We start from the raw sequence: 6,138 nt of genomic DNA, 5'->3' as shown, positions 1-6,138 counted from the left end.
GTCCCTGACGGGCGGTCAGGCCTTGGGCCACGTCGGCGCGGGGTGTGCGGCAGCGCGGGTTTGGGCGCCGGCCTTGATTTCCGCGATGCGGTCACAGCGCGTATCGCGAGCGAATGTGTTGATGCCCCAGCGTGTTTGAGGTCCCGACATAGTGCCAGAACCGATCGGCCCCGGTGACCGGCTAGTTGGTTGTCGGTGGTGGTTGTGGTTGGAATGGTTGGTACCACCACCAGTCGGCGCGCTCGCCGGTAGGTCCGGGGCATGGTGGGACGGCGGGCGGCGGTTTGTTGGGTGGCCGGGCCAGCGATGACGCGCTGAGTGGTTGGCCGGTGCTGTCGGTGACGATGAGTTTGTCTGCGGGTCCGGTGATGGTGATGAGACCTCGGTGGTGCAGCCGGTGGTGATACGGGCAGACCAGCACGAGGTTGACCAATTCGGTGGGTCCGCCGTCTTCCCAGTGCTGGATGTGGTGGGCGTGTAGACCGCGGGTGGCTCCACAACCGGGAACCGCGCATGTGGGGTGGCGGTGCTCGAGCGCGCGGCGCAGCCGACGGTTGATCGTCCGCGTGGCCCGGCCGGCGCCGATGACTTGTCCGTCGCGTTCGAACCACACCTCGCAGGTGGCATCACAGGTCAGGTATTGGCGTTCGGCGTCGGTGAGCAGCGGACCCAGATGCAGCGCCGCGACCTTTTCTTTGACGTCGAGGTGCATCACCACGGTGGTGTGCTGCCCGTGCGTGCGACGCGCCGCCTTAGCATCCCAGCTGGCCTCGACCAGACGCATGAACGCCTGCCCGGTGTTCGGGAACGGCGGCGCCTGATCTGATGAGCTATCGCCGTGGTCGCTCTTCCATTCGGTGATCAGCGCATCACGATACGACGCCAACGTCGCGTCGAACTTCGCCGCGTCGATGCGCGGAAGTGTGACCCGATAGCAGGCGTACTCCTCGTCTTCGGAGATCTTGGTGATCGAAGGCTGCGGGTCCGGCCGAGGTTCGGGTTCGGGTTTGGGTTGGGGTCGCGGTTCCAGCTTGACCGCGGTGCGCAGCTGGTTGACCGTCGCCACCGCGGCCAGCTCCGCATAATGCTCATCAGATCCCTCGCCGGCGCGCGCCGCGATCACCCCGACCTGATCCAGCGACAGCCGGCCCTCCCGCATCCCTTCGGCGCAGCGGGGAAACTCCTGCAGCCGGCGCGCCACGGTGGCGATCGTGGTCGCGTTCAGCGAGGACGAACCGAGCTTCCAGGCCACCAACGCCGGCACCGACCGCGCGCCGGTCATACCGCACAACTCGTCGCGCTCGATCTCGGCGACGATCTCCACGATGCGCCCATCAATCGCGTTGCGCTGCCCGGCCAACTCCGATAACTCCCCGAACAACACCTCAAGACGCTCACACGGCTTCACCGCCACGGGAGCCGGTGCGGTCGAGGACATAACGCCATCATCGCACCCGGGTCCGACAAAACTCGGCCACCCAGACCGCCCCGGTACCATATTGAGTGGGCAGAGCCCGCGACCCAAAACCGAAGAACAACAAGTCAACCCGCTACGACAACCGCGAACCGCGGCTCAAGTCAGGTACGAGATGCGTCCCTTGTTCGCCTACGCGAGCGACGCGGGTTTCCGCCACTGGGCGAACTTAACGGAGTTTGGTCGCAACCAGGAGACCCTCTTGGGCCGCCGAATAGCATTCGTTGTCAAGGGTGTTGGCGGCGCGTTCGCACACCGGTCACCGCCGAGCGCGGCAACCTGCCGGCCTTCGAAGTTCCGGCCAACCGGTCGCCGTCGACCTCAACGTCGAAGTCGAGGTCCAGCCTCATCGGCTTGGTCACCGATTGGCGCCACGTAACCCGTTGTCCCGCAACCGTGATGTCGCGCAGCGGGACCGTCTCGCCCTTGCCCGTCGCGGTGCCCGCGACGGCACCGCCGCCGTCGGTGAACGTGTAAGCGACAGCCAGCGACCCGATCGGCGTCTTGATCATGACGTCCCATTCTCCGAGGATGCTCATGCTGCCCATACCGTTCCTCGCCGCTCGTATTCAAACAGCTTCTCCACAGCGATCGCCACATGCGGGCCGTAGCTGCGATCGAGGAGATGCAACGCCAGGTCTAGGCCGGACGTCACGCCGCCGGCGGTCACAAGGTCACCGTCGTCGACCACCCGCGCCCGAACCACGTTGACCCCGGTGGCTTCCAACACGTCGAGGCCGAGCACATGCGTGACCGCGTGACGGCCCTCCAACAACCCCGCCATCGCCAGCGCGAGCGAACCGCCGCAGACGGTGGCCACCGTGACGTCCGGATTCGCCAGCGCCTCACGCATCAACGGAACCGCCGCGGTCTCACCGAATCGGGCCAGCAGAACGGGGATGGTGTCGATTTCGTCGGGATCTCCCTCGGTCGGCCCTGACGCGCCCGGCACGATGACGTATCCCGGCTTAGCCGGATCGAGCTGCCCGGTGGCGTGCAAGACGAGGCCGCGGCTGCCGCTGACCACCTGACGCGGCCCCTCGGCCGACACCAGTTCCACCGCCAACTCGCCTCCGACCGCGTCGCTGCCCGCAACCAGCACCTCGAACGGCGCGATCACGTCGAGCGGGTCGAAACCGTCGAACAAGACAATCTGGGCGTGCATGTGCTCATCGTCGAGCGAACGGACGGCGAAGAACCAGTGGCGAACTGGTCATGACTCGCCGACATGTTGCCAACGCGTGCATCACTATGGGGGGTGACGACGGGCCTCCGCCGCGGGCCCAAAGGCGCGGCCGTTGCTCGATCTTTCCAATCCGGGCATGGACTTCGTCGCTATCGCCGAAGGGTTCGGTGTTCCTGCACGACGCGCCATGACGGCGGAAGAACTCGCAACCCACTTCAGGGCTGCCATAAGCGAGCCAGGACCTCACCTCATCGACGCCGTGGTGCCTGCGCCGCAGTTCGGTTAGTGGCCAGATCGACTCCTAACGCCATGATATTGCCACACCGGCTGTTATTGTCGAGGTGTGCATACGATCGCGGTCCTCGCTGTGCCTGACACGATCGCGTTCGACTTGAGCACCCCGGTGGAGACGTTCGGCCGTGTGGTGCTCCCCTCCGGTGAGCCCGGATATCGCGTGCTGGTATGCGGTACCGAACCCGTCGTCGACGCGGGACCGTTGCGAATCGCGACCGACCACGGCATCGAGGCGGCGGCCGAGGCGGACACGATCGTTGTACCGGGCCGCAACGACGTCACCGTGGACACTCCAGACGAGGTGCTGGATGCGCTGCGGGACGCGTTCGCCGCCGGTACCAGGATCGCGTCGATCTGCTCGGGTGCTTTCACTGTCGCTGAAGCCGGATTGCTCGACGGCAAGCGTGCGACTACGCACTGGCAGGCGACCGATTACTTCCGCGCGAGGTTCCCCGCCGTGAATCTCGATCCCGATGTTCTCTACGTCGACGAGGGCCAGGTGCTGACATCAGCGGGCGCATCTGCAGGCCTGGACCTGTGCCTGCACATGGTTGCCAGAGATTACGGCGCCGCCGTCGCCGCCGACGCCGCACGGCTTGCCGTCGCGCCCTTGCACCGCAGCGGGGGACAGGCACAGTTCATTCTGCGAAATACCGCCCCCGCCAAGCACATTGCCGAACGTACCCAACTCGACGATGTGCTGGCTTGGATCGAGCGGGAGGCGCATCGCGAACTGACCTTGCGCGAAATCGCCGAGCAGGCCGCCATGAGCATCCGCACGTTGAACCGCCGATTCCAGGCCGAGACCGGCCAGACGCCGATGCAGTGGGTGACAGGAGTGCGCGTCCGACACGCTCAGCAGCTGCTCGAAGGCGCCTCCTACGGCGTCGAACGGATCGGCCGCGAGGTGGGGTTCACCTCGCCAGCCAATTTCCGCGAACAGTTCCGCAGGCTCACCGGCGTATCACCGCTGAACTACCGCAACACATTTCGCGACCGGATGGCCGGCTGATCACTGATCAGCGATGCTGGCGTTCGGCGTGGTCTGAACCGGGAGGGTTCGACGACCGCATTATCCCCGGCAGCCATGCTGTCGCCGGCAGATCACGGCGACTTGGGCCGCTTCCACAGCACCAGCTGCGCCAGCGGAATCTGCATCTGCTCCGGGGCGGCGGCCAGTCTCGCCGCAACACCGGCCTCCAGCCGGTTCATGAACTCCGCAGACCGGGGGTCGGCGCGCCCGCCATCGAGCGCGGCCGCCATCGTCGGGAACACCGATGCCCTCACGAAGGCGGCCCACTGTGTGCCGAATGCCGTTGCGTCGTGGTCGACTTGGTACTGCGTCCAGAACCGGTCCTCGGCGTCGAACACTTCGAGGTGCTCGATCTCCATGCGCTCAAATCGGCCTTTCGGCGCAAACGGGGTGTGGAAATCAGCGGCGCGACGGGAGACGGTCGGAATGCACATACGGTGCACCTCGTCCTCGGTGATCAGCCCCTGCGCCACCAGCTCTGACAACTCCGCCAGCATGTCTCTGAAAAGCGGGCGGTAGCCGAACTCGCCATCATCGCCGACGGCCATCGTCAGCACCACAAGACGGCCGCCCGGGCACAGTTCGCGCCCGCGGAACGCGACGAACTCATGCCAGTCGTGCGCGGCCTGTTTGGCGTAGGCAACCTTGGTCTGCTCGTCGCTGCTGTAGGCCACCTGTAGGTGGTCGGGCACCGGTACCGGGATTCGGCCGAGCCACTGAATCGCCCACGATGTCCAGCCGAGGTTGACGCTGTTGGACGGCAGGATCTGGCTGTAGAACGACCGGCCGATCGCCGAGGCGAAGACCGCTGCGTCCTTCTTGAGATAGGAATCGGGGTCGTCTTCGAGCGTCTGGAACAAGACGGTGAAATCGTTGTCCGCCACGTCGGTGTGCGCCACCAGGATCGAGTGCTCGGGCCGGGTGCGTGCGCGTAGCACTGCGATTGCGGCACTGATGGGAAGCAGGGAGTTATGGCCCGTGGACGCTCCGTAATCGGCGATGACGATGGGTTGCGGAGGCTTCGGAAGTGGGACAGCCTTTGCGGCCGCTTCGAAGAGGTTTATCGCTCCCAACAATCCGGCCGCCTGCAGCCGCGAGCTGGCGGTATACGACCCGCTCTCCAATGGCTCGGGGCGCACGACGATGCTGGATTCGGGCACATTACGACGGTAGCTCTCGGATGCCGTCGGCGCCGTCGAAGGACGGGTTACGAAATGAAATCGAGGCGTGACACACTTCGCGCATGACTAGGTTCGCGCCGCGGATCGCGATCGCCGTCTCGGTCCTGACGCTGATCTCGTCGATCATCGGCTTCGTCGCAGTGATGATTCTCAATGCGTTCGTGCTTGACGAGTACGACGCCTACGGCGAGGTGCCGATCCCGGGCTCGAGCAGCTTGCAGCTACCCGAGGGCGAGGTGACGGTCAGCTTTCACACACTCGTCACCGGCCGCCCGACAAGCGGCTTTCCCATCCCGGAGATGGGTCTGAGCATCGATCCGCCCGCTGGTGTGCCGAAGCCGGATGTCACCGAAAACATCGGTGGGACAACCACAGTCAACAGTGATGTCCATGTGCGGGTGTGGGTGGTGCAGGTCGACCAGGCGGGGACCTACGACATCACGACCGAGGGCAACGTCGGCGCTTACATCAACCCGCGGCTGGCATTCGGCCATGACAGTTCGTACAGCTGGCTGCCGTGGCTGTTCGGTGGTCTCTTCGTGATGGGCTTGCTCGAGCTTTTCGCTGCGCTAGCGTGGGCGGCGAAGGCAGGCAAGAAGGCTCGCCCCCTTGCGCCGCATGAGCTGTTGGGTTTTCCCGCGCAGACGTGGAGCGCAGGCACTACACCGCCACCCCCGCCGCCTGCAGGCAGCTACACGCCGACCGATCAGGGCATCCGCATAGAACAACTCAAGACGTTGGCCGCCTTGCGGGACTCCGGCGCGTTGACCGCAGAGGAGTTCGAGGCCGAGAAGCGTCGCATCCTCGGCGAACAGTAGCCGCGGGCCGTTAGTGGCCGCGGGCGACCCAGTCGTCGTAGTTCACGATTTCGTCGCCGATGGTGGTGGAGTCGCCGTGGCCGGTGTAGACGGTGGTGTCGGCGGGTAGCTTGCCGAGTTTCTCCGAGATGGACGCCAAGATGGTTCCGAAG

Annotated in this window: 6 protein-coding genes and 2 pseudogenes; 3 read left to right on the top strand and 5 right to left on the bottom strand. The window is 65.4% G+C overall.

What is annotated here, in order from left to right; translation table 11 throughout:
* Window positions 1-181: 181 nt before the first annotated feature.
* The 3 genes from VFH65_RS15990 to VFH65_RS15980 all read right to left on the bottom strand — a co-directional run bounded on the left by VFH65_RS15990 (window position 182) and on the right by VFH65_RS15980 (window position 2,639).
* Window positions 182-1,438, bottom strand: a complete 1,257-nt coding sequence (locus VFH65_RS15990) for an HNH endonuclease signature motif containing protein (protein WP_353322737.1) — start codon at window positions 1,436-1,438, stop codon at window positions 182-184.
* Between the two features lie 263 nt (window positions 1,439-1,701).
* Window positions 1,702-2,013, bottom strand: a complete 312-nt coding sequence (locus VFH65_RS15985) for a hypothetical protein (protein ID WP_353322736.1) — start codon at window positions 2,011-2,013, stop codon at window positions 1,702-1,704.
* Entirely contained in the window at window positions 2,010-2,639 is a 630-nt protein-coding gene (locus VFH65_RS15980; protein ID WP_353322734.1) for a DJ-1/PfpI family protein, read from the bottom strand. The genes VFH65_RS15985 and VFH65_RS15980 overlap by 4 nt, the downstream gene beginning before the upstream one ends.
* Before the next feature lie 106 nt (window positions 2,640-2,745).
* On the opposite strand from VFH65_RS15980, the pseudogene VFH65_RS15975 reads away from it, so the two are divergent.
* Window positions 2,746-2,946: pseudogene (locus VFH65_RS15975) on the top strand (thiamine pyrophosphate-dependent enzyme); the annotation flags it as partial.
* Window positions 2,947-3,003: 57 nt separating this feature from the next.
* Entirely contained in the window at window positions 3,004-3,966 is a 963-nt protein-coding gene (locus tag VFH65_RS15970; RefSeq protein ID WP_353322733.1) for a GlxA family transcriptional regulator, read from the top strand.
* 92 nt (window positions 3,967-4,058) lie between these two features.
* Here the strand turns inward: VFH65_RS15970 and VFH65_RS15965 are convergent, their stop codons facing one another.
* Window positions 4,059-5,147: an SAM-dependent methyltransferase gene (locus VFH65_RS15965; protein WP_353322731.1), complete on the bottom strand. Its 1,089-nt coding sequence runs from the start codon at window positions 5,145-5,147 to the stop codon at window positions 4,059-4,061.
* A gap of 83 nt (window positions 5,148-5,230) precedes the next feature.
* Here VFH65_RS15965 and VFH65_RS15960 point away from each other — a divergent pair, with 83 nt between their 5' ends.
* Window positions 5,231-5,986: an SHOCT domain-containing protein gene (locus tag VFH65_RS15960; protein WP_353322729.1), complete on the top strand. Its 756-nt coding sequence runs from the start codon at window positions 5,231-5,233 to the stop codon at window positions 5,984-5,986.
* 10 nt (window positions 5,987-5,996) lie between these two features.
* On the opposite strand, the pseudogene VFH65_RS15955 reads toward VFH65_RS15960, so the two are convergent.
* A pseudogene (locus VFH65_RS15955) lies at window positions 5,997-6,138 on the bottom strand (MBL fold metallo-hydrolase); the annotation flags it as partial.

It is taken from the genome of Mycobacterium sp. (assembly GCF_035697385.1).
GTDB lineage: Bacteria > Actinomycetota > Actinomycetes > Mycobacteriales > Mycobacteriaceae > Mycobacterium.
The sequence above is the reverse complement of the archived record's forward strand: the minus strand, read 5'-3'. Positions and strand labels throughout refer to the sequence as shown.